The organism is Neoroseomonas marina, from assembly GCF_012927745.1.
Taxonomy (GTDB): Bacteria; Pseudomonadota; Alphaproteobacteria; order Acetobacterales; family Acetobacteraceae; genus Neoroseomonas; species Neoroseomonas marina.
Genome location: NZ_JABBKX010000004.1, coordinates 163,832 through 185,373, shown reverse-complemented (window position 1 = coordinate 185,373; position 21,542 = coordinate 163,832). Strand labels below are relative to the sequence as shown.

Here is a 21,542-nt window from a genome sequence, read left to right as displayed (position 1 = left end):
GCATGGCGAAGGGCAACCGCAGGAAGATCAAGCTCGCCCTGCAGGGCGGCGGTTCGCACGGCGCCTTCACCTGGGGCGTGCTGGACCGGATCCTGGCCGACGAGCGGCTGGAAGTGGAAGCCGTGGTCGGCACCAGCGCCGGCGCGATGAACGGCGCCGTGCTGACCGACGGGCTGATCGCCGGCGGGCCGGAGGAGGCGCGGCGGCGGCTCGATTGCTTCTGGGAGGGCATCGGCGCCATGGCGGCGATGTCCCCGATCCAGCCGACGCCGATCGACCTGATGTTCAGCAAGGGGAACATGGATTTCTCCCCGCTGTGGCGCATCGCGGACGTGATGCTGCGGCAGTTCTCGCCGTACGAGTTGAACCCGGCGAACCAGAACCCGCTGCACGAGCACCTGGAAGCGAGCGTCGACTTCGCCCGGCTGCGCAGCGCCGCGGGCCCTGCCCTGTTCGTCTGCGCGACCAATGTGCTGACCGGGCGTCTGCGGGTCTTCGAACGGTCGGAGATGAGTTCCCAGGCGGTGCTCGCCTCGGCCTGCGTGCCGTTGCTGCATCATGCGGTGGAGGTCGAGGGACAGCACTACTGGGATGGCGGCTATTGCGGCAATCCGCCAATCTTCCCGCTGATCTACATGGGCGGCGCGCCTGACATCCTCATCGTCCAGCTGAACCCGATCAACATCCCCGAGGTACCGCGCGACATCCGCGCCATCGTGGACCGGATGAACACCCTCGCCTTCAACTCCTCCCTGATGCGGGAGATGCGGATGATCCGCTTCGTGACGGACCTCATCGACCAGGGGCAGTTGCCCAAGGAGAAGCACCTGCGCTGCTTCATCCACACGATCGATGCCGAGGCGGAGCTCGCCGCCTTCAACGCGAGTTCCAAGATGAATGCGAGCGCCGGATTCCTGCACCACCTGCGCGACCTCGGCATCCAGCGGGCGGAGGCCTTCCTCGACGCACATTTCGACGCCATCGGGGAAAGGTCCTCGACCGACGTGGTGGCGAAGTTCCTGTAGCGGTCAGTAGGTCCGCTCGTTGGCGCCCATGCGCGCCGCCGCACCGCCGCGCACGGCGGTAACGGCGCGGGAGACGGCGGCAACGTAGTCCTCCGCGTAGTGTCGGTGGATCGGGTTGAGATGCAGGTGAACGCCGTCCGGCTGCTGCTGGCGGCCGACGAGCCAGCCCTCGGCATCCATCGCCGCAGCGACCTTGCCGATGTCCAGCGCCGGGTCCGTGGTGCGCCAGACCAGGATGCCGAGGTCGTTCGGCCTGAGGACCTCGAGGCCCGGAATGGCCTCGATGCCCGCGGTGATGATGGCCTTGGCCTCCATGATGAGGCGGGCGCAACGGAGATAGCCCTCGTCGCCCAGATGGTTCATCGAGGCCCAGGCGGCCGCGACCGCGCCGCCCGGCCGCGTGCCCTGCGTCGTATAGGCGGCATAGGGCCCGCGCTGCCAGGCGCGGCTTTCGAATTTATGCCACTCGCGGTCGGCCGCATCGGCCACCAGCAGCAGGGAGGCCCCCTTCGGCGCCATGCCATGCTTGTGGATGTCCGCCGACATCGAGGTCACACCCGGCACATCGAGTTCGAAGCGCGGAATGTCGTGCCCGAGCCGGCGCACATAAGGCGCCAGGAAGCCGCCCACGCAGGCATCGACATGCATCCAGGCGCCACGTTCCGCCGCCAGCGCAGCAAGCTCCGCGATCGGATCGAAGGTCCCGAAGGGATAGTTCGGCGCGGAACCGACCAGCGCGACCGTGTCGCCGTCCATGCGCGCGGCCATGGCCACGGCATCGGCGCGGAAGTCCGGGCCGACCGGCACGCGCCGGACTTCGAGGCCCAGGGCCTCGGCCGCGCGGTCGAAGGTAAGGTGTGCGCTGTCCGGCAGCACGATGTTGCCCCGCGGCGTTCCGCGCCGCGCATGCGCGCGGTTCCGCGCCGCCATCATGGCGAGGAAGATGCTTTCCGACCCGCCCGAGGTGAAGGTCCCGCCCGCCTTCGGCCCGCCGCCGAGCAGGCCGAGCGACATGGCGATGACGTCGTCCTCGAGCGACTTCAGGCTCGGATAGGCGCGCTGGCCGAGGTTGTTCTCGGTCCAGTAGGCCAGGTAGGCCTCCTGCTGGACGCGCTCGAGTTCCTCGTCGAGCCAATAGAAATAGACGGCGAGCTTGCCGTGCCGCCAGTCGCGGTCGCCCCCCTTGCGCGCGGCGAGTTCGGCCGTGAGCTCGGTGCGGCTGCGGCCGGTGGCGGGGATACTGGTCATGGGGCCTCCTTCCCGGCGCCGCGCAGGATGGCGAGCACCTCCTCGTCCTCGAGCTGGTGGAAATCCGCGTAGCAGCCGCCGATGCCGGCCGGGATGTCCGAGATCTCGGCGCAGACGATGCGGTCGCATTCGCCTTCGAGCGACGCGATCGACGACGCCGGCGCGACAGGGATCGCGAGGATCAGCGGCGAGGCCCCCTGCCCGCGCAGCGACCGCAGCGCGGCGCGCGCCGAAACGCCTGTGGCGAGCCCGTCATCGACCAGGATCACGGCGCGCCCGCGTGGCTCCGGCCGCCGCAGGCCGGCCAGGTAGAGCGCCTGCCGACGTTCCAGTTCGTGTCGCTCGTGCGTCTCGACCGTGGCGATGTCGTCGGGGTCCAGGCCGCACCCCGCGACGATGTCGCGGTTCAGAACCGGCGCATCGGCGCCTTCGGCCAGCGCGCCGAAGCCGAGTTCCGGCTGCCAGGGCACGCCAAGCTTCCGCACCAGGAAGGGCAGCAGCGGAACCTTGAGCCCCTCGGCGACCGGCGCGGCGACGGCGATGCCGCCGCGCAGCAGTCCATAGACCAGCGCATCCTTCAGCCCGAGCGGTGCCAGCAGCGGGATCAGGCGCTCCCCCGCCTCCCGTCGGTCGCGGAAGAGCGTGCCACGCCACATCGCGGCCGATCACCGCAGCGAGGCGTTGATCCTCTCGAGCGCGTCAGCGCCGGGGCAGAGATCCGCGTCGCCGAGCGAGTTCAGTGCCACTGGCACCGTCCCGAGGTTCTGGTGCAGCGGCGTCGCCTCGGGTTCGACGTAGATCAGGCCGGTGACGATCTCGCCCGCGGCCTTGCGCTCCATCAGGTAGTGCATGGCGGAGGTGCGGTCGGTCGGATCGTGCCCATCATGCAGCTTGCGCAGGCGCAGGATGCTGCCGTCATGCTGCACAACCTCGGTCAGCGCGCCCGGGGCGTAGGAGGCGGTGATCTCCTGCCGCGGCAGCATGACGTCGAGGCGATTCAGCGCGTCGTTGTGCTCGCGCACGTAGTCGTAGGACTTCGTGCTGCCCGGGTGGTTGTTGAAGGCGACGCAGGGGCTCAGCACGTCGATGAAGGCGGAGCCTTCATGCAGCAGCGCCGCCTCGATCAGCGGCACCAGCTGTTCCTTGTCGCCCGAGAAGGACCGCGCCACGAAGGTGGCGCCGAGTTGCACCGCGATGGCTGCCAGATCGATCGGCTGGTCGGTGTTGACGTTGCCCTTCTTCGCGACCGAGCCCTTGTCCGAGGTCGCGGAGAACTGGCCCTTGGTCAGCCCGTACACGCCGTTGTTCTCGACGATGTAGGTCATGTTCACGCCGCGGCGGATGCTGTGCGCGAACTGCCCGAAGCCGATCGAGGCGCTGTCCCCGTCGCCCGAGACACCTAGGTAGATCAGGTCCCGGTTCGCGAGATAGGCGCCGGTCAGCACCGAGGGCATGCGCCCATGCACGGAATTGAACCCGTGCGCCGCGCCGAGGAAGTAGGTCGGCGTCTTGGACGAACACCCGATGCCCGAGAGCTTCGCGACGCGATGCGGCGGCAGCGAGAGGTTGAAGCAGGCCTGGATGATGGCCGCGCTGATCGAATCATGCCCGCAGCCGGCGCAGAGGGTACTGATCGCGCCCTCGTAGTCGCGCCGCGTCAGGCCGATCGCGTTGGTCGGCAGCTTCGGGTGGTGAAGCTTCGGCTTCGGCAGGTAGCTCATGGCGTGGCCTTGCGGAAGGGAAGGACGTTCGCCGCCGACGCCCGGTCGGCGATGGCGGACAGGATGAAGCGCGCGGTGATCGGCGTGCCGTCATAGTGCAGCACCGGTACCAGCTTCGCGGGATCGATCTCCTCCTCGTTGATGAGAAGGGTCCGGAGCTGGGCGTCGCGGTTCTGCTCGACGACGAAGACGCGCTCATGCGCGGCGATGAAGGCCGCGACGTCGTCGTGGAAGGGGAAGGCGCGGATGCGCATCGCATCGAGGTGGATGCCCCGTGCCTCCAGCGCCGCCAGCGCCTCCCGCATCGCGGCCGCGGTGGAGCCGTAGAAGATCACGCCGTCGCGCGCCTTCTCCTTGGCCGGCGTCACGACCGGATGCGGGACGATGGCGCGCGCCGTGTGGAACTTCTTCAGCAGGCGCTGCATGTTATCGACATACGGCGCGCCATCTTCCGTATAGCGGGCGTAGCGGTCGCGCGACGTGCCGCGGGTGAAGAAGGACCCCTTCTCCGGATGGGTGCCCGGCCAGGTGCGATACGGAATGCCGTCCCCGTCCACGTCCAGGTAGCGGCCGAAGGTCTTCGCGGCGTCGAGGCCCGCGGCATCGAGCACCTTGCCGCGATCCATCCTCCGCGCGGGATCCCACTTGAAGGGTTCGCACAGCCAGTCGTTCATGCCGATATCGAGGTCGAGCATGACGAAGATCGGCGTCTGCAGCCGGTCGGCCAGGTCGAAGGCGTCCGCCCCGAAGGCGAAGCATTCGGCCGGATCCTCGGGCAGCAGCATGACGTGCTTGGTATCGCCATGGCTGGCATAGGCGGCCGAGAGCAGGTCCGATTGCTGCGTGCGCGTCGGCATGCCGGTCGACGGCCCCGCGCGCTGCACGTCGAACAGCACGGTCGGGATCTCGGCGAAGTAGGCGAGGCCGAGGAATTCCTGCATCAGCGAGACGCCGGGGCCGGAGGTTGCCGTGAAGGCCCTGGCACCGTTCCAGGCGGCGCCGACCACTATGCCGATGGAGGCGAGTTCGTCCTCCGCCTGCACGATCGCGTAGCGCTTCGCCCCTGTCTCGGGGTCCTTGCGCAGGCGGCCGCAATACTTCTCGAAGGCCTCGGCGAGCGAGGTCGAGGGTGTGATCGGGTACCAGGCGCAGACGGTCGCGCCGCCATAGACCGCGCCGAGCGCTGCGGCGGAATTGCCGTCGGTGAAGATGCGCTCGCCCACGGCATCCGCCTTGCGCAGCCGCAGGCCGATCGGGCAGGCAAGGTTCTCCTGCGCCCAGGTCCGGCCCATCTCGAGCGCGGCGAAATTGGCCGGGACCAGCTTCTCCTTGCCCTTGAACTGGGCGGCGATGGACGCCTTCACCGCCTCCACGTCCATGTCGAGCAGCGCCGAGAGCGCGCCGAGATAGACGATGTTCTTGAACAACTGCCGCTGCCGCGGATCGGAATAGGCGTTGTTCGTGATCTCGGTCAGCGGGCAACCGATGATCGTGATGTCGTCGCGGAACTTCGACTTCGGCATCGGCCGGGTCGAGTCATAGAACAGGTAGCCGCCCGGCTCGATCTCGGCGACGTCGCGATCCCAGGTCTGCGGGTTCATCGCCACCATCATGTCCACGCCGCCACGCCGGCCCATGTGGCCAGCCTCGCTGACGCGGACCTCGAACCAGGTGGGCAGGCCCTGAATGTTCGAGGGGAAGATGTTGCGCGACGCGATGGGCACGCCCATCCGCAGGATCGATTTCGCGAAGAGCCCGTTTGCCGAGGCGGAACCCGATCCGTTGACGTTGGCGAACTTGACGACGAAGTCGTTCGTCGCGGTTATCGGCTGTGGCATGCGTGCGCCTTCGGCTTGGCGGTCTCGAGCAGGAACTTCTGCATGTCCCAGGCACCGGTCGGGCAGCGCTCGGCGCACATGCCGCAGTGCAGGCAGACGTCCTCGTCCTTGACCATCACTCGGCCCGTCTTCAGGCCATCCTGGACGTAGAGATCCTGGTAGGTGTTCACCGCCGGCGCCTTGAGGCGCGTGCGGAGCTCATCCTCCTCGCCGTTCTCGGTGAAGGTGATGCAGTCGGTCGGGCAGATGTCGACGCAGGCGTCGCATTCGATGCAGGCCTTGGCCGTGAACACCGTCTGCACGTCGCAGTTCAGGCAGCGCTGCGTCTCGAGATAGGCCATCTCCCGGTCGTAGCCGAGTTCGACCTCCGCGGTGATGTCGCGCAGCGCCTTCTCGGCCGGCAGTTGCGGCACCTTGTACCGCAGGTCGAGCGAGACCGCGTTATCATAGGCCCATTCGTGGATGCCCATCTTCTGGCTGGCGATGCGGACATCCGGCGCGGGGCGCGCCTTCACGTCCTCGCCCTTGCACAACAGGTCGATGGACACCGCCGCCTGGTGGCCATGCGCCACGGCCCAGATGATGTTCTTCGGGCCGAAGGCCGCATCGCCGCCGAAGAAGACGCGCGGGTCGGTCGACTGCAGCGTGTCGGCGTCGAGCTTCGGCAGGCCCCAGCGGTCGAACTCGATCCCGGCATCGCGCTCGATCCAGGGGAAGGCGTTCTCCTGGCCGATGGCGACGAGGACGTCGTCGCATTCGATCGTCACGTCAGGCTCGCCGGTCGGCAGCAGGGACCGGCGCCCCTTCTCGTCGTACTGCGCGGCGACCTTCTCGAACACCATGCCGGTCAGGCGGCCGTTGTCGTGCAGCACTTCCTTCGGCACGAGGAAGTTGAGGATCGGGATGCCTTCATGCATCGCGTCCTCCTTCTCCCAGGGGGAGGCCTTCATCTCGTCGAAGCCGGAGCGGACGACGACCTTCACCTCCTCGCCGCCGAGGCGGCGGGCGGAGCGGCAGCAATCCATCGCCGTGTTGCCACCGCCGAGCACGATGACGCGCTTGCCGATCGACGTCACATGCCCGAAGGAGACCGAGGCCAGCCAATCGATGCCGAGATGGATGTTGGCCGCCGCTTCCTTGCGGCCCGGCACGTCGAGCTCACGCCCGCGCGGCGCGCCCGACCCGACGAACACCGCATCGTACCCTTCGGCCAACAGGGCCTTCAGGCTGTCGACCCGGCGGTTCATATGGCTCACCACGCCGCCGCGATCGAGCGCGAAGCCGCATTCCTCATCGATCACTTCCTCGGGCAGACGGAAGCGCGGGATCTGCTGGCGGATGAAGCCACCGGGCTTCGCGGCGCCGTCGAAGACGTGGATCTCGTAGCCCAACGGCGCGAGGTCACGCGCGACGGTCATGCTCGCCGGGCCTGCGCCGACGCAGGCGATGCGCTTGCCGTTCCGCTCGCTCGGGATCTCCGGCATGCGGGAGAGCACTTCGCCCTTGTTGTCGGCCGCGACGCGCTTCAACCGGCAGATCGCAACGGGTTCCTCCTCCACGCGACCGCGCCGGCAGGCGGGCTCGCAGGGGCGGTCGCAGGTGCGGCCGAGGATCCCGGGGAAGACGTTCGAATGCCAGTTGACCATGTAGGCGTCGGAATACCGGCCCGCGGCGATCAACCGGATGTACTCGGGCACAGGCGTGTGGGCCGGACAGGCCCACTGGCAATCGACGACCTTGTGGAAATAGTCCGGGGACGAGATGTCCGTCGGCTTCACGCGCGGAGCCTCCCTTGGGCTGGATGCCGCAAAGCGTGGAGCACTCCGTTGGATGCGTTCCTGATGTCCTGGCTGCGGTGGCTCGACGGCCATCGCGCAAACGCAGTTGTCATTACGTCTGGTCCACTCCCCGCCGTTCAACGGCTTGACGGGAATCTGCCCCAAGGCGGCCCTCGGAGCAATGTGCCGATTCGTGCTGCGCCGCAGCGCGGGCGCGGGGTTCAGACCTCGAGGAAAACGGTCTCGCCCGCACCCTGAAGGCGAATGTCGAGCCGCCACTCGCCCCCGTCCGACGGCGTCGAGATCATGGTTCCGCGCCGCGGCGCCGGTACCAGCGCGAGCACCGGGTCCTGCGAAAGCCGCGCATCCCCTGCGAAATAGGCGCGGGTCACGAGGCCCTTCATCAGCCCGCGCGCGAAGATGGTGATGACCACATGCGCAGCCTGGGTGCTGTTGCCGGGCCCCGGGACCGCGCCGGGCCGGACCGTGACGAAGCGGTATCGACCCTCGGCATCGGTCGCGCAGCGGCCGAAGCCGTGGAATGACGAATCGTAACGGCCCTCCGGATCGGCCTGCCAGATCTCGACCATCGCGTCCGGCACCACGGCGCCGGAACCATCGGTGATGCGGCCTGTCAGCACGATGCGTTCGCCCGCCGCGCCCGCATTGGGGCCGTCCGCGCGCAGCAGGTCGGCCCAGGCCGGGAAGTCGATCATGTGCCAGTAGGGACCGGCGGTCTGGCTGGCAGTCGCGTGGGTCATGTCAGGCATTCTCGAAGGGCGTGGCGGCGCGGCCGCGCAGCACGATGTCGAAGCGGTAGCCCAGCGCCCAGTCGGCCTGCATCAGCGCGGGGTCAAGCGTCGCGACCAGGCGTCGCCGCGCGGGCTCGTCCCCGCTGCCCTGGAAGATGGCGTCGAAGTCGAGCAGCGGATCGCCGGGGAAATACATCTGGGTGATCAGGCGCTGCGCGAAGCCTGCGCCGTGCAGACCGAAATGGATGTGCTGCGGCCGCCAGCCGGGGCCCGGGTTCCGCCACGGATAGGCACCGGGCTTGATGGAGGTGAAGGCGTAGTTGCCCTCCGCATCGGTGAAGACCCGGCCCTCACCCACGAAATTCGGGTCGAGCGGCGCGTCATGCCGGTCGCGTGCATGGTGGTAGCGGCCAGCCGCGTTCGCCTGCCAGACCTCGACCATTGCGTTCGCGACGGGGCGTCCGTTCTCATCGGTCACGCGCCCGGCGACGACGATGCGTTCCCCGAGCGCCGCCTTGCCCTGCACCACCGAAAGATCGGCATGCGGCGCATACCAGGCGGGCGCGAAGCGCGGCGCCGAGGATTCCGTGACCGTCGTCGGGATGCGGACCGGCTCCGCCTTCGGATGGCGGAGCGAGGTGCTCAGATAGGATGGCAGGTCGAGCGGCGGCTGGCTGCCGGGCGCGATCGGCGCGTAGGGGGTTGGGTCCGCCATTCTTGCCTCCCTGGAGTGGGCTGACGGTGGAAGGCGGCGCCCTGCCCCGTCAACCCTCTTCCTTGAGGATGCGCACGGCGGCGAGCAGCGCCTTCTCGTAGCGCGCCCGTTCCTTGGCGGTGACGTCGGCCGGCCAGTCGCGGAAGCCGCGCCCGGTCTTGGGGCCGAGGCGGTTCTCCGCCACCAGCCGCGCCAGCGTCGGGCTGGGATCGGGGCTGTTGCACAGCGAGGGATAGATGGTGCGCCCTGCTTCGAGCTGCGTCTCGAGCCCCGCCAACTCCTTCTGCGTGATGGGCCCGGCTGCGAGGTAGCGGAATCCGAAGCAGTAGCGGACGGCGTTGTCGACATCCTCGGCGCTGGCGAGGCCCTGGTCGATGACGGCGAAGGCCTCGCGCATCAGCGCGTGCTGGATGCGGTTGGCGAGAAAGCCCGGCACGTCCTTCGCGACCCGGATCGCCTTGCGGCCGAGACCGTTCATGATGTCGGCGACGGCGTCGCAGATGGCCGGATCGGTGTGCTCGCCGCGCACGACCTCGACGCCGGGGACGAGATGCGCCGGGAGGAAGAAGTGCAGGTTGGCGCAGCGCGCCCGCGTGGCGATGTGGCCCGCGATGTCGGTGATGCGGTAGCCCGAGGCGTTGGAGACCACGGGGATGTGTGGCGGCACGAGCGTGTCGAGCCTGCCGAAGACCTCCTGCTTCAGTGTCAGGCGCTCCGGCACGGCCTCGATAACGATCTCGGCCGAGGCGTAGTCCGGCGCGGCGATGTCGTTCAGCAAGGCGAGGTGCGCGGCGTCGTCGGGATTGCCTTCGAGCTGCGTGATGGATTGCCGAACGCGGGCCTGGGCCTCGGGCCAACGGGACTCGGCCGGTTCCACGGCGGTCACGCGCCACCCGCCGGCGAGGAAGATGGCGGCGATGTCGCAGCCCATCAGCCCCATGCCGAGGATGACCGTGTGGCGCGGGGCACTCATGCGGCAATTCCCCCCTCGCGCAGCACGAAGTCGGCGATCTCGGCCACGCCCTTGTTGTCCTTGAGATTGGTGAAGACGAAGGGCCGCTTGCCGCGCATCTTCCGTGCGTCGCGGTCCATCACCGAGAGGTCGGCGCCCACCAGCGGCGCCAGGTCGATCTTGTTGATCACCAGCAGGTCCGACCGCGTGATGCCTGGCCCGCCCTTGCGCGGGATCTTGTCCCCGGCGCTGACGTCGATGACGTAGATGGTCAGGTCCGCGAGCTCGGGGCTGAAGGTGGCGGCGAGATTGTCGCCGCCGCTCTCGATGAACAGCACCTCGAGGTTCGGGAACTTCTCCGTCATGTCGTGCACGGCGGCGAGGTTGATCGATGCATCCTCGCGGATCGCGGTGTGCGGGCAGCCGCCGGTTTCCACCCCGGCGATGCGTGCCGGATCGAGCGCGCCGGCGCGGGTGAGGAATTCCGCGTCCTCCTTGGTGTAGATGTCGTTGGTGATGACCGCGATGTCGTGTCGGTCGCGCAGATGCTTGCAGAGCCGCTCGGTCAGCGCCGTCTTGCCGGAGCCGACGGGACCGCCGATGCCGACGCGGAAGGGTCCGTTCTTCATGACCGGAAGAGCCTCGTGTACTGGGTTTCGTGACGGATGGAGAAAAGGTCGAGCGCCGGGCTCGCCGTGCCGATGCGATCGAGATCCGCGGTGAGCGCGGCCTCGGCCGCCGCGGCGACGACCGGCAGCAGCGCCGCCGTCGCGACTTGGCCATCGGTCTGCCCGAGCGGCACCAGCCGCACCCCGGCCGAGACCAGATTCGCCGCGAAGGCGGACAGATAGCCGAAGGCGGCATCGCGCAAAGGCACGCCATGCGCCGCCGCGGCCGCGCCGAAGGCGACGGCATGCGGGATGCGGCGCGGATGGCGCGCGACGAAGGCCGCGAGGCGCGGCTCGGGCCAGGCGGCGAGCGTCACGTTGAGAAAGGCCGTCCCCTGCGCCTCTGCCTCCAGCGCGGTCTCCGGCGTGCCTCGCCAGGCCGCACCGAGTTCCGCGACGGCGTCGAGCGCCCTCGCCTTCCCCGCCGCCAAGGCGCGATGCGCCGCGGCCAGCAGCGCGCCATCCACGCGCCCTGCCCCGTCGCGCAGGGCCGTGGCGACATAGGCGACGAGGTCGTCCCGCCGCGTCACCGCGCCTTCCTCCACCGCGGCCTCGAGCCCATGGCTGTAGGTGTAGGCCCCCACCGGATAGGCCGGTGAAAGCCAGGTCAGCAGGCGGTAGAGCGCCTCAGTGGTGGTGGTCGCAGTGGTCGTGATCGTGGTGATGGTGGTGGTCGCCGTGATCGTGGTGGTGGTGGTGATGCTGGGTCGGGCTGTAGTTCTGCTCGCCATAGGCCCCCCCCTCCGGATCGAAGGGGACGTTCACCTTGCGCAGCGTCGCACCCAGGCCTTCCAGCATATGGACGATGACATGGTCATCGCGGATCAGCAGGCGGTCGCCGTCGATCTGCGTCGGCAGGTGGCGGTTGCCCAAGTGCCAGGCGAGGCGCGCGAAATGCTCGTGGTTCTTCGCGGTGATCTCGACGAGCGGCTCGGGCGCCGCCTGCACCCGCACGAAGCCGCCGGTCGCGAGCGCCAGGCCGTCGCCTTCCCGCAGCACCGTCGCCTCGGGCAGGTCGAGGAGGAAGGCTAGCCCACCCTCCCCCGTATAGAGCTTCCGGCGGCGGAAGCGGTCGTCGAAATCCACCAGCACGGCGTCGCGGGTTTCCGCCTGCGGCCATTCGCCGGCGCGGTGCACGGTGGTCGCGCGGGGGATGCTCTCCTGGTCCATCATCATCCTCAGAACAGGAAGTAGCGCTGCGCCATCGGCAGCACCTTGGCGGGTTCGCAGACGAGGAGCACGCCGTCGGCGCGCACCTCATAGGTCTCGGCATCGACCTCGATGCGCGGCAGGGCGTCGTTGTGCAGCATCGACCGCTTGCCGATGCCGCCGCGGCAATTGCGCACGGCAGCGAGCGGACGTGACAGGCCGAAGCGTTCGGCAATGCCTTCCTCGATCGCAGCCTGGGAGACGAAGGTCACCGACGTCGCACGCTTCGCCCCGGCAAAGGCCCCGAACATCGGACGGTAATGCACCGGCTGCGGCGTCGGGATGGACGCGTTCGGATCGCCCATCAGCGACATGGCGATGGCGCCGCACTTCAGCACCATCTCGGGCTTCACGCCGAAGAAGGCCGGCGACCACAACACCAGGTCGGCGAGCTTGCCGACCTCGACGCTGCCGACGTGGTCGGCCACGCCCTGGGAGATCGCCGGGTTGATCGTGTATTTCGCGATGTAGCGCAGCGCGCGGCGGTTGTCGTTGTCGCCGGTCTCCTCCGGCAGGCGGCCGCGCTGGACCTTCATCTTGTGGGCGGTCTGCCAGGTTCGGATGATGACCTCGCCGACGCGGCCCATGGCCTGGCTGTCGGAGGACATCATCGAGATCGCGCCGATGTCGTGCAGGATGTCCTCGGCCGCGATGGTCTCCTTGCGGATGCGGCTCTCGGCGAAGGCGACGTCCTCGGCGATGCGGGGGTCGAGGTGATGGCAGACCATGAGCATGTCGAGATGCTCGTCCACCGTGTTCACCGTGTAGGGCATCGTCGGGTTGGTCGAGGAGGGCAGGATGCCCGCCTCCCCCACCAGCCGCAGGATGTCCGGTGCATGGCCGCCGCCGGCGCCTTCGGTGTGGAAGGCCTGCATCACGCGGCCCTTGATGGCCTTGATCGTCTCCTCGACGAAGCCGGATTCGTTCAGCGTGTCGGTGTGGATGGCGACCTGGATATCCATCGCATCCGCGACCGACAGGCAGGTGTCGATCGCCTTGGGCGTGGTGCCCCAGTCCTCATGCAGCTTCAGGCCGCAGGCACCCGCCCTGATCTGCTCCTCGAGCGCCGCCGGCAGCGCCGCGTTCCCCTTGCCGAGGAAGCCGAGATTCATCGGGAAGGCCTCGGCCGCCTGCAGCATGCGGGCGATGTGCCAGGGCCCCGGCGTGCAGGTGGTGGCGAGCGTGCCGTGCGCCGGCCCGGTGCCGCCGCCGAACATCGAGGTCACGCCGGAGGCCAGCGCCTCCTCGATCTGCTGCGGACAGATGAAGTGGATGTGCGGGTCGATGCCGCCGGCGGTCAGGATGCGCCCCTCGCCGGCGATGATCTCCGTGCCCGGGCCGATGATGATGGTGACACCCGGCTGGGTGTCCGGGTTCCCGGCCTTGCCGATGGCGGCGATCTTGCCGTCCTTCAGCCCGACATCGGCCTTGAGGATGCCGGTCACAGCATCGAGGATCAGCGCGTTGGTGATGACGGTGTCCATCGCGCCGTTCGCGCGCGTCACCTGCGACTGGCCCATGCCGTCGCGGATGACCTTGCCGCCGCCGAACTTCACCTCCTCGCCGTAGGTGGTGAGGTCGCGCTCCACCTCGATGAAGATCTCGGTGTCCGCGAGGCGAACGCGGTCGCCGACGGTCGGGCCGTACATGCCGGCATAGGCCGCGCGGGAGATCCGGGTGGCCATCTACAGCGCTCCTTCCGTCTCGCCGCGGAAGCCGTGGACGATCCGCGCGCCGGCGATCTCGACCAGCCGCACCTTGCGCGTCTGGCCTGGCTCGAAGCGGACAGCGGTGCCGGCCGCGATGTCGAGCCGCCGGCCGCGCGCCGCCGAACGGTCGAAACGCAGCAGCGGGTTGGTCTCGGCGAAGTGGTAGTGGCTGCCGACCTGCACGGGGCGGTCGCCGGTATTGGCCACCTCGATCTCGATCGCGGCGCGGCCGGCATTGAGTTCGATGTCCCCGGCCGCCGGGATGATCTCGCCCGGGATCATCGGCGGGCTCCTTTCGCCTTGGGCTTCGGTTTCGCCGCGGGCTTGCGCTTCGGCGGGGCCTTCTTCGGCGCCGGCTTCTTCGCGGCGAGCTTGGCCTTCGCCTTCGCTGGCTTCGCCGCCGCCGCATCGCGGATCGGCTCGTGCACCGTGACGAGCTTGGTGCCGTCGGGGAAGGTCGCCTCGACCTGGATCTCGTGGATCATCTCGGCGATGCCGTCCATCACCTGCGCACGGGTCAGCACCTTGGCGCCGTCGCGCATCAGCTCCGCGACGCTGCGGCCATCGCGCGCACCTTCGACGACATAGTCGGTGATCAGCGCGACGGCCTCGGGATAGTTGAGGCGCAGCCCGCGTTCCAGCCGCCGGCGCGCGACGATCGCGGCCATCGCGACCAGCAGCTTGTCCTTCTCACGCGGCGTCAGGTTCATCCCGCTCCACTCCTCAGCCCGCCCGGCTCCGACGCAGCAATCCCCGCGCCATCATGGCGGGTCGCCTCTCAACACGTCCACAGCCGGGGCAGCGACGACGGCCGCCCCAGCACACGCGCCCGCAGCATCCGGATCGCCTGTCCGAGCCCGTCACGCACCGGGACGGCGCGGCCGAGCCAGCGTAGGATCAGCATCCCGGGCCGCAGGATCGTCGCGGCCATGCCCTCGGCGCGCAGCGCGTCCCGCGCCTCCTCCAGAGGCCCTTCCGCCAGCAGCACCAGCGTCGCGCAGGCCTCGGCACCATCGAAGCCGAACGGGCTGTCGAGCGGTTCGCGCAGCGCCCCGTCCAACGCCGTACCATCGGCCCAGACAAGGCGCCCCTCTCGCCGAAGTCGCCAGGAATCGAACAGGCTGCCGGCGTGCAGCGCCTCCCCGCGCGCATGGCGGCCGAAGACCAGCATCTCGGCCATGACCAGGCGCGCATCCGCGCCGACATCGGCTTCGAGCCGGCGCGACAGTCGCGCCCCATCGAACAGGATCGTCTCCTGCGGGATCCATTCGAGGGTCGCGCCAGCCTCGACCTCGAGCCGCGCCGCGATGCGCGTCTCGGCGCCGAGGCTGCGATAGATCTTCTCGGCCGCGGGGGTGGAGACGCAGGCCTCGGCGCCGGGACCAAGAGCGATCCCGACCTCCACCGCATCCCCGCCGGCGAGCCCGCCCGCCGTATTCACCAGCGCGGCAAGCGGCGGCTCGCCCGGTTCCGGCTCGGGGAACAGGATGCGCATGGGCGAGGCTTGGTGCAGGTCCGCCAGGCGCGTCGCGCCGCGCGCCACCTCGAAGCGCAGGGAAGCACCGCCGCGCGAACGCTGGTGGGACGGCAAGGTGGCGGCGCGTGACATGGCGCGCGAGACTGCCACGCCCGGGCCGCAGCGCAACCCGGGCTCAAACGCTCACATCGCAGGCATTCCCTGCCCGCGCCGCAGGCAGTTCCTCAGCCGTTCGGGCGCAACATCTGCCGCAGCACCGCGCCGTCCGAGAGCAGGTCGAAGCCCTCATTGATCTGGTCGAAGGTGATGTGGCTGGTCTTCAGCCTGTCCACCGGCAGCTTGCCGCGGCGATAGAGACCGAGCAGTCGCGGCAGGTCGCGTTCCGGCACGCAGGATCCCATGTAGGACCCGCGGATCGACCGTTCCTCGCTGACCAGCGAGGCGTGCAGGTAGGACACCTCGGCGCGGATGTTCGGCAGGCCGGCACTGATGGTCTCGCCGCCGCGCGCGGTGATGGCGAGCGCAAGCTGCATCGCCGGAATCGAGCCCGCCGTCTCCACCACCTTGTCGACGCCGCCATCGGTCGCGTCCCGCACGGCCGCGGCGCAATCGTCGTTGCCGGCGAGGAAGACGTCGGTCGCGCCCCATTGCTTTGCCATCTCGAGCTTCCTCGGATTGGTGTCGATGGCGATGATCCGCTCCGCCCCCGCCGCGACGGCGCCGAACAGCGCGTTCATGCCGACGCCACCGAGGCCGATGATCGCGACCTCCTCGCCCGCCTTGATGCCGGCCGTGTTCAGCACCGCACCCGCGCCGGTCATCACCGCGCAGCCGAAGATCGCGGCGTCGTCGAGCGGGATGTCCTTGTCGATCTTCACGCAGGACCGCCGCGCGACGACGGCGAACTGCGCATAAAGCGACAGGCCGGAATTGTGGTTGATCGGCGTGCCGTCCAGCCGCTTCAGCCGCTTCGTGCCGGTCGGCAACTGTCCGGCGGCGCGCGCCGCATTGCCGGTCGGGCAGATGTTCGGCCGGCCGCGCACGCAATAGCGGCAATTCCCGCAGGATGGCGCGAAGACGGTGATGACGTGGTCGCCCGGCTTGAGGTCGGTGATCCCCTGCCCGACCTCGCGGACGATGCCCGCACCCTCATGACCGATGACGATCGGCAGGGGGCGCGGGCGCTGGTTCTCGATGGTCGAGAGATCGGAATGGCAGAGCCCCGCGGCGGCGACCTCGATCAGCAATTCCCCGGGGCCCGGCGGGTCGAGTTCGACCTCCTCCACCACCATCGGGCGCGTTTCGGCATAGGGGCGCGGAAGGCCCTGCTGATAAAGGACGGCCGCCTTGATGCGCATGCCCGCATTTCCTCCGTTGGACGAAGGTCAGGGGACCGCGCGGGCGCCGAACCGTCAAGCCGAGGCGGCGCGCCACTCCGCGATCAGGGCATCCGTCGCGCGATCCATGTCGGCGCTGCCGTTGTAGCCGTGGAAGGACACGCGGACGCGCCCGCGGCCATTCCAGGCGAAGACACCGCGGCGCTGCATGCCGGCGACAATCGCGGCGGCATGGGGCGATTGCACGCACACGCTCGCGCCATGGCGCCGCGGATCGACCGGCGTGGTGGACGGGATGCTCGCTTCGGCGAGCCGCGCGAGCATCGCCTTGGTCAGCCCCTGCACGTGGCGCTCGATCGCCGGCGCACCGAAACCCGCGAGGTAATCGAGCGCGCCATCCAGGACATACAGCCCCACATGCGACGGATTGCCCCGCGTGAAGCGCGCGGCATCCGGCAGCAGGTCCGGCCGCCTAGACCAATCCGGCCTGCCCATGGAGGCCATGGAATGCCACCCCGCCGTGCCCGGCACCCAGCCCGGCTGCCGCGCGCGGTTCCAGAAGGCGATGGCCGTGCCCGTGCAGCCCAGCACCCATTTGTAGGTGGCGGAGAACCCGAAATCGGCGACGCCGGCCTCGATCGGCATCCAGCCCGCGCCCTGCGTGAAGTCGACCACCAGCAGCGCGCCGACCTTGTCCGCTGCCGCCCGCAAGGCGACCAGATCGTAGCGCGCCGCGGTCAGGAAGGAGACGGCGCTGACCGCAATCATGCGCGTGCGCGGCGTGACCGCCGCCGCGACGGCAGCGGGGTCCAGCATGGGCGCGAAGCACAGCGTCACGCCCTTCTGCGCCAGCGGCGCCGCGACCGAGGGATACTCGTCCGGATCGACCAGGACCTCGTCGCCATCCCGCCAGTCGAGGCTCTCGACCACCATGGAGACGCCCTCGGCGACCGAGGAGACGAAGCCGATGTCGCCCGGCGCGACGGCAAACAGTCGCGCGGCTTTCTCCCGCGCCGCCTCCATCGTCGCCTCCTGCCGCGCACGGCCGGGTGGGCCGGCCGACTTGTCCTCGGCATAGGCCGCGAAGGCTGCGTCGTGGCGGCGCAGGAAGGGCGTCTCGCCGGCGGCGCAGACATGCGCGATGCCGGACGGGATGCGGAAATCGGCAGGGTCGAAGAGCGGATCCATCAGATGATCGGCGCGTCCTCGGGGTCGATGGCGCGCTTCACGAAGCCATCCGCGAGCGGAGCATACTCCTCCCACAGCCGCCGCAGCGCCGGGATCGGCCCGACGGCCTTGTCGATGCGCAGGTCGACATAGGGGAAGACCTCGCGGTCCACGACCAGCAGGCTCGCCGAGGTCACCTCGCCGTGCTCGCCGCCGGCGGCCTCGCCGGCTTCCAGGGCGCGCACCAGGCGTTCGGCGAGCGGCTGGTCGAGGCTGGCGAGGAAGGCCTCCGCCATGGCATGGGCGATGCGCTCGTTCGCGAGGATGTTGCCGAGCGCCACCACGTCCTTGCCGTGGCTGACGCTGCGCGCCGGCTTCACCCGTGCCCCGTCGAAGTGCGCGGTGCGGCCCTGCCGGTCCATCACCGCGATCTGCCGCCAGCGATGATCCGGCGTGGAGGCGATGATTGCCGCCAGCGCCTGCTCGGCCGAACAGCCCGAGCGCAGCAGGTCGAGCCCCCGCGGACCCAGCCGCGGATCCGTCCGGTGCTGCGTCAGCACGCCGCCGACGCCCGCCGCCAGGAAGGGCACCCGCGTGCCGACCGCGATGGAGGAGGTCGTCACCGCCGCGCCGAACTGCCCCGTCCGCGCGCATCGTCCGAGAAGCGAAAAGGTCATGCCCGTGCCCCGATTTCGATCGACCGCATTCAAGGCCGCGCGCCGCCGCGCGTCCAGGCCACGCCTTGGAGAGCACGGTCCGGGCTGCCATGATGCGCCCGCTCGCGTGATGGGAGGCTTCGATGTCCAGGTTCCGCAACGCCCTGATGGCGGCAGCCTTCGCGCTGCTCGGCCTCGGGGGCGCCGCCACGGCGCAGACCGCGCCGCCGTCGAGCACCCTGCGCATCGTCATGGTCGGGCCGCTGCCGAGCCTCGACCCGGTCGTCTCCACCTCCGCGATCATCCGCAACCATGGCTTCATGGTCTACGATCAGCTCTTCGGGCTCGACAGCCAGGGCGTCGCGCGGCCGCAGATGGTCGACCGGCACGAGGTCTCGACCGATGGCATGACGCATCGCTTCACCCTGCGCGACGGCCTCGCCTTCCATGACGGGCAGCCGGTGCGCGCGGCCGATGCGGTGGCTTCGATCCGCCGCTGGGGCGAACGCGACATCGCCGGCCGCGCCCTGATGGCCGCGACAGCGGCCCTCGAAGTGGTGGACGACAAGACCTTCACGCTCCGCCTGTCCAAGCCCTTCGGCCTGGTGGCGGAAGCCCTCGCACGGTCGACCGCCAGCGCGCTGTTCATCATGCCGGAGCGCATCGCGCGCACGCCGGCCAATACCGCCATCACCGACGCGACCGGCTCGGGCCCCTTCATCTTCCGCGCGCAGGAGTTCCTGCCCGGCGAGCGCGCGGTCTATGTGCGCAATCCGGCCTATCGCCCGCGCAGCGAACCCTCGGACGGTCTCGCGGGTGGCAAGGTGGTGAGCCTCGAGCGCGTCGAATGGCTCGGCATCTCCGACCCCGCGACGGCCGCGGCCGCCCTTCAGTCGGGTGAGATCGACTTCCTCGAGACGCCGACGCCGGACGTGCTGCCGCTGCTCACCCGCAACCGCAACGTCCGCACCTTCGCGCAGAACCCGATCGGCTCGATGGTCTGGCTGCGGCCGAACCACCACATCCCGCCCTTCAACAACCCCGCCGCCCGGCAGGCGCTGCTGTTCATGGTGAACCAGGAGGAGAACCTGCAGGCGATCGGCGTGCCGCCCGCCGAGCAGGTGCCCTACTGCCCGGCCTATTTCCTCTGCGGCACGCCACTGGAAAGCGCGGCCGGCGCCCAGGGGCTGCGCGCCGTCGACCTCGACCGCGCCCGCGCGCTGCTGCGCGAAGGCGGCTACAACGGCGAACGCGTGGTGTTCCTGAACGCCGGCGACTGGGCCGCGAACAACGCCGTTGTGCTGACCATGGCCGAGAACATGCGCCGCGCCGGGATGAACGTGGATGTGGTCACCACCGACTGGGCCACCGTCACCCAGCGCCGCAACCGGCGTGAGCCGATCGACCAGGGCGGGTGGAATCTGTTCGTGACCATCGCGAATGTGCTCGACGCGCAGAACCCGTTGGTGAACGTCTACCTCGCAGCGTCCTGCGACACCGCCCCGGCCGGCTGGCCCTGCGACGCCGAGCTCGAGCGGCTGCGTGCCGCCTGGTGGGAGGAAAGCGATCCGGCGAAGCGCCGGCAGATCCTGGACCAGGTGCAGGCCCGCGCCTTCCAGGTCCTGCCCTACGTCAATGCCGGGCAGTACCGGACGCTCGCGGCCTATCGCGCGAATGTCGAAGGGCTGCGCCCGACCATCATCCCGGTCTTCTGGGGCGTGACGAAGCGATGAGCACGATTGCGATCGAGGAGGCGGGCTACCGCTTCATCCCCGCGGTGATGCAGTATTCGGCCGGCGTCGTGGCGCTGCCCGGCTTCCGGCTGGAACGCGTCCGCTTTGCCGAACCCGTGCCGATGGCCGAGGGGTGGCGGCGCATCGCGGCCTATCTCGGCTCGATCGGCCGGCCGTTGACCGCCTTCGCAGCCTGCGAGTTGCGTTCCCCCGCCCCGTTCAGCGAGGCCGGATTCGCGGCCTTCAACCGCGGCTATGCCGAGGTCCTGGCGGAATGGGGCGTCTTGCGGGCGGGCCAGAATCCCGTCGCCCGCAGCAATGTCTGCCCGCGCGTCGCGCCGCCCGCGGCGCCCGCCTTCCACGCTTTTGCCTTCACGGTGCCGGCGGATGGCGCGCCGCCGTCCTTCGTCGTCGCGGGCAGCGGAGAATCGATCGAGGGCAAGGCAACCTATCGCGAGAGCACCGTCGCCTATGGCGATACCTCGCCGGCCGGGATGCTGCAGAAGGGCCGCTACGTCCTGGGCGAGATGGAACGCCGCATGGGGCTGCTCGGCTTCGGCTGGCCGGACACGACCGGGGTGCAGGCCTACACCGTCTACCCCCTGCCGCCGGCGCTGACCGAGGAGATCGTCACCCGCGGCGCCGCCCGGCACGGCCTGACCTGGCAGGATTGCCGCCCGCCGGTCGAGGGCCTGGACTACGAGATGGACTGCCGCGGCGTCGCGATGGAGCGCGTGCTGCCGGCCTAGCCGCCGGATTGTGCGTCAAGGAAGGCCTCGACCGCCGGCCAGACGCCTTCCTGCGAGTGCTCGACGCCGGGGACGCGGTCGAGCGCCGTGGCGCAGCCGGCCGCGCGCAGGCTGGCCGCCAGCGCCTCGATCCGCGCGACGCGGGTCGGGCCCGCCTGCTCCGCGCCGCGGACCCAGAGCGGATGGCCTTCGGGCACGCGCAGAACCTCGGTCTCGAGGTCGTCGGCGCCGACAACGAGATGGATCGCGACCCCGCGCATCGCATGGAGGTCGGGCGGCTGCCCGAAGATGGCCGCGAAATCCTGCGTACCGGCCCACCAGGGCAGCGCCTCGTCCAGCAGCGTGACGTAGCCGGGCGCGCCGATGGACACCGCCGACAGCCGGTGCGGGTGCAGCATCAGGAAGCGCAGCGCGAACTGCCCGCCGCCGGAAAAGCCCGTCAGCATGAAGCGATCCGTCGCGAGCGGCACGCGGGTCGCCGCGTCCGCGACCATGGCGAGCAACGCCTGGTCGTAACGCAGCCCCCGGAACAGGCCGAACTTGTAGCTGGGCTCGTCGTCGGGCGCGGTGCTGCCGATCGGGAACAGGGGCGTCAGCAGCACGACGCCGCGACGATCGCAGAATGGCGCCATGAGGTCGCGCAGGGCCCCCGGCCGCCGGTCGCTGCCATGCACGGCGACGATCAGCGGCGCGGGGTCCGGCCCCAGACCCGAAGGGACATAGAGGCAGTAGGGAAAGCGCGGCTCGGCGGCGCAGGCGAAGAAGGGGGTGCGTCCCTCCATCGCCGGTCGCCAGCCGGGCATCGCGC

General features: G+C 69.7%; 21 protein-coding genes and 1 pseudogene. 3 read left to right on the top strand and 19 right to left on the bottom strand.

Features of this window, described 5'->3' with window-relative positions; all coding sequences use genetic code 11:
* Positions 1-2: 2 nt before the first annotated feature.
* A complete protein-coding gene (locus GWK16_RS14065) occupies positions 3-1,025 on the top strand; it encodes a patatin-like phospholipase family protein (protein ID WP_170054603.1) in 1,023 nt (340 codons plus the stop codon).
* Positions 1,026-1,028: 3 nt separating this feature from the next.
* Here the strand turns inward: GWK16_RS14065 and GWK16_RS14060 are convergent, their stop codons facing one another.
* The 18 genes and pseudogenes from GWK16_RS14060 to GWK16_RS13975 form a co-directional block, all read right to left on the bottom strand.
* Entirely contained in the window at positions 1,029-2,273 is a 1,245-nt protein-coding gene (locus GWK16_RS14060; protein WP_170054602.1) for a pyridoxal phosphate-dependent decarboxylase family protein, read from the bottom strand.
* Positions 2,270-2,929, bottom strand: coding sequence for a phosphoribosyltransferase (locus GWK16_RS14055; RefSeq protein WP_170054601.1), 660 nt, complete (start codon positions 2,927-2,929; stop codon positions 2,270-2,272). The genes GWK16_RS14060 and GWK16_RS14055 overlap by 4 nt, the downstream gene beginning before the upstream one ends.
* 9 nt (positions 2,930-2,938) lie before the next feature.
* Positions 2,939-3,994 (bottom strand): 2-oxoacid:ferredoxin oxidoreductase subunit beta, encoded by a 1,056-nt coding sequence (locus GWK16_RS14050; RefSeq protein ID WP_170054600.1) that lies wholly within the window; start codon positions 3,992-3,994, stop codon positions 2,939-2,941.
* Positions 3,991-5,832 carry a 2-oxoacid:acceptor oxidoreductase subunit alpha gene (locus tag GWK16_RS14045; protein WP_170054599.1) on the bottom strand — a complete coding sequence of 614 codons (1,842 nt, stop codon included), beginning with the start codon at positions 5,830-5,832 and terminating at the stop codon, positions 3,991-3,993. The genes GWK16_RS14050 and GWK16_RS14045 overlap by 4 nt, the downstream gene beginning before the upstream one ends.
* Positions 5,817-7,610, bottom strand: coding sequence for an FAD-dependent oxidoreductase (locus GWK16_RS14040; protein WP_170054598.1), 1,794 nt, complete (start codon positions 7,608-7,610; stop codon positions 5,817-5,819). Before GWK16_RS14040 ends, GWK16_RS14045 begins: the two co-directional genes overlap by 16 nt.
* Positions 7,611-7,831: 221 nt before the next feature.
* Positions 7,832-8,371, bottom strand: coding sequence for a protocatechuate 3,4-dioxygenase subunit alpha (gene pcaG, locus GWK16_RS14035; RefSeq protein ID WP_170054597.1), 540 nt, complete (start codon positions 8,369-8,371; stop codon positions 7,832-7,834).
* Position 8,372: 1 nt separating this feature from the next.
* Positions 8,373-9,077, bottom strand: a complete 705-nt coding sequence (locus GWK16_RS14030; RefSeq protein ID WP_170054596.1) for a dioxygenase family protein — start codon at positions 9,075-9,077, stop codon at positions 8,373-8,375.
* Positions 9,078-9,126: 49 nt separating this feature from the next.
* Positions 9,127-10,050, bottom strand: coding sequence for a 3-hydroxyacyl-CoA dehydrogenase NAD-binding domain-containing protein (locus GWK16_RS14025; protein ID WP_170054595.1), 924 nt, complete (start codon positions 10,048-10,050; stop codon positions 9,127-9,129).
* Entirely contained in the window at positions 10,047-10,658 is a 612-nt protein-coding gene (gene ureG, locus GWK16_RS14020) for an urease accessory protein UreG (protein ID WP_170054594.1), read from the bottom strand. The genes GWK16_RS14025 and ureG overlap by 4 nt, the downstream gene beginning before the upstream one ends.
* Complete coding sequence (locus GWK16_RS14015) at positions 10,655-11,428, bottom strand: urease accessory protein UreF (RefSeq protein ID WP_170054593.1); 774 nt, start codon at positions 11,426-11,428, stop codon at positions 10,655-10,657. The genes ureG and GWK16_RS14015 overlap by 4 nt, the downstream gene beginning before the upstream one ends.
* Positions 11,325-11,867, bottom strand: coding sequence for an urease accessory protein UreE (locus GWK16_RS14010; RefSeq protein ID WP_170054592.1), 543 nt, complete (start codon positions 11,865-11,867; stop codon positions 11,325-11,327). The genes GWK16_RS14015 and GWK16_RS14010 overlap by 104 nt, the downstream gene beginning before the upstream one ends.
* Before the next feature lie 8 nt (positions 11,868-11,875).
* Complete coding sequence (gene ureC / locus GWK16_RS14005; RefSeq protein ID WP_170054591.1) at positions 11,876-13,591, bottom strand: urease subunit alpha; 1,716 nt, start codon at positions 13,589-13,591, stop codon at positions 11,876-11,878.
* Positions 13,592-13,897 (bottom strand): urease subunit beta, encoded by a 306-nt coding sequence (locus GWK16_RS14000; RefSeq protein ID WP_170054590.1) that lies wholly within the window; start codon positions 13,895-13,897, stop codon positions 13,592-13,594.
* Between the two features lie 128 nt (positions 13,898-14,025).
* A pseudogene (locus tag GWK16_RS13995) lies at positions 14,026-14,325 on the bottom strand (urease subunit gamma); the annotation flags it as partial.
* A gap of 68 nt (positions 14,326-14,393) precedes the next feature.
* Positions 14,394-15,224: an urease accessory protein UreD gene (locus tag GWK16_RS13990; protein WP_170054589.1), complete on the bottom strand. Its 831-nt coding sequence runs from the start codon at positions 15,222-15,224 to the stop codon at positions 14,394-14,396.
* 92 nt (positions 15,225-15,316) lie between these two features.
* On the bottom strand, positions 15,317-16,450 hold the full coding sequence (locus GWK16_RS13985) for a zinc-dependent alcohol dehydrogenase family protein (protein ID WP_170054588.1): 1,134 nt from the start codon (positions 16,448-16,450) through the stop codon (positions 15,317-15,319).
* Between the two features lie 54 nt (positions 16,451-16,504).
* Complete coding sequence (locus GWK16_RS13980; protein ID WP_170054587.1) at positions 16,505-17,617, bottom strand: aminotransferase class V-fold PLP-dependent enzyme; 1,113 nt, start codon at positions 17,615-17,617, stop codon at positions 16,505-16,507.
* The gene (locus tag GWK16_RS13975) at positions 17,617-18,273 is read right to left on the bottom strand and encodes a DUF1028 domain-containing protein (RefSeq protein ID WP_170054586.1); all 657 of its coding nucleotides are present in this window, start codon (positions 18,271-18,273) and stop codon (positions 17,617-17,619) included. Before GWK16_RS13975 ends, GWK16_RS13980 begins: the two co-directional genes overlap by 1 nt.
* A 122-nt stretch (positions 18,274-18,395) precedes the next feature.
* On the opposite strand from GWK16_RS13975, the gene GWK16_RS13970 reads away from it, so the two are divergent.
* Together GWK16_RS13970 and cnbZ are read left to right on the top strand one after the other, a co-directional pair.
* Positions 18,396-19,985 carry an ABC transporter substrate-binding protein gene (locus GWK16_RS13970; protein ID WP_170054585.1) on the top strand — a complete coding sequence of 530 codons (1,590 nt, stop codon included), beginning with the start codon at positions 18,396-18,398 and terminating at the stop codon, positions 19,983-19,985.
* Positions 19,982-20,734 carry a 2-amino-5-chloromuconate deaminase CnbZ gene (cnbZ, locus tag GWK16_RS13965; protein WP_170054584.1) on the top strand — a complete coding sequence of 251 codons (753 nt, stop codon included), beginning with the start codon at positions 19,982-19,984 and terminating at the stop codon, positions 20,732-20,734. Before GWK16_RS13970 ends, cnbZ begins: the two co-directional genes overlap by 4 nt.
* Here cnbZ and GWK16_RS13960 read toward each other — a convergent pair.
* The gene (locus GWK16_RS13960; RefSeq protein ID WP_248291376.1) at positions 20,731-21,537 is read right to left on the bottom strand and encodes an alpha/beta hydrolase family protein; all 807 of its coding nucleotides are present in this window, start codon (positions 21,535-21,537) and stop codon (positions 20,731-20,733) included. The genes cnbZ and GWK16_RS13960 overlap by 4 nt on opposite strands.
* Positions 21,538-21,542 lie beyond the last annotated feature (5 nt).

Coding starts and splice junctions, on each gene's coding strand:
- GWK16_RS14065 (WP_170054603.1), top strand. CDS start 3: ATGGCGAAGGGCAACCGCAGGAAGATCAAGCTCGCCCTGCAGGGCGGC.
- GWK16_RS14060 (WP_170054602.1), bottom strand. CDS start 2,273: ATGACCAGTATCCCCGCCACCGGCCGCAGCCGCACCGAGCTCACGGCC.
- GWK16_RS14055 (WP_170054601.1), bottom strand. CDS start 2,929: ATGTGGCGTGGCACGCTCTTCCGCGACCGACGGGAGGCGGGGGAGCGC.
- GWK16_RS14050 (WP_170054600.1), bottom strand. CDS start 3,994: ATGAGCTACCTGCCGAAGCCGAAGCTTCACCACCCGAAGCTGCCGACC.
- GWK16_RS14045 (WP_170054599.1), bottom strand. CDS start 5,832: ATGCCACAGCCGATAACCGCGACGAACGACTTCGTCGTCAAGTTCGCC.
- pcaG (WP_170054597.1), bottom strand. CDS start 8,371: ATGACCCACGCGACTGCCAGCCAGACCGCCGGTCCCTACTGGCACATG.
- GWK16_RS14030 (WP_170054596.1), bottom strand. CDS start 9,077: ATGGCGGACCCAACCCCCTACGCGCCGATCGCGCCCGGCAGCCAGCCG.
- GWK16_RS14025 (WP_170054595.1), bottom strand. CDS start 10,050: ATGAGTGCCCCGCGCCACACGGTCATCCTCGGCATGGGGCTGATGGGC.
- ureG (WP_170054594.1), bottom strand. CDS start 10,658: ATGAAGAACGGACCCTTCCGCGTCGGCATCGGCGGTCCCGTCGGCTCC.
- GWK16_RS14015 (WP_170054593.1), bottom strand. CDS start 11,428: ATGGCGAGCAGAACTACAGCCCGACCCAGCATCACCACCACCACCACG.
- GWK16_RS14010 (WP_170054592.1), bottom strand. CDS start 11,867: ATGGACCAGGAGAGCATCCCCCGCGCGACCACCGTGCACCGCGCCGGC.
- ureC (WP_170054591.1), bottom strand. CDS start 13,591: ATGGCCACCCGGATCTCCCGCGCGGCCTATGCCGGCATGTACGGCCCG.
- GWK16_RS14000 (WP_170054590.1), bottom strand. CDS start 13,897: ATGATCCCGGGCGAGATCATCCCGGCGGCCGGGGACATCGAACTCAAT.
- GWK16_RS13990 (WP_170054589.1), bottom strand. CDS start 15,224: ATGTCACGCGCCGCCACCTTGCCGTCCCACCAGCGTTCGCGCGGCGGT.
- GWK16_RS13985 (WP_170054588.1), bottom strand. CDS start 16,450: ATGCGCATCAAGGCGGCCGTCCTTTATCAGCAGGGCCTTCCGCGCCCC.
- GWK16_RS13980 (WP_170054587.1), bottom strand. CDS start 17,617: ATGGATCCGCTCTTCGACCCTGCCGATTTCCGCATCCCGTCCGGCATC.
- GWK16_RS13975 (WP_170054586.1), bottom strand. CDS start 18,273: ATGACCTTTTCGCTTCTCGGACGATGCGCGCGGACGGGGCAGTTCGGC.
- GWK16_RS13970 (WP_170054585.1), top strand. CDS start 18,396: ATGTCCAGGTTCCGCAACGCCCTGATGGCGGCAGCCTTCGCGCTGCTC.
- cnbZ (WP_170054584.1), top strand. CDS start 19,982: ATGAGCACGATTGCGATCGAGGAGGCGGGCTACCGCTTCATCCCCGCG.
- GWK16_RS13960 (WP_248291376.1), bottom strand. CDS start 21,537: ATGCCCGGCTGGCGACCGGCGATGGAGGGACGCACCCCCTTCTTCGCC.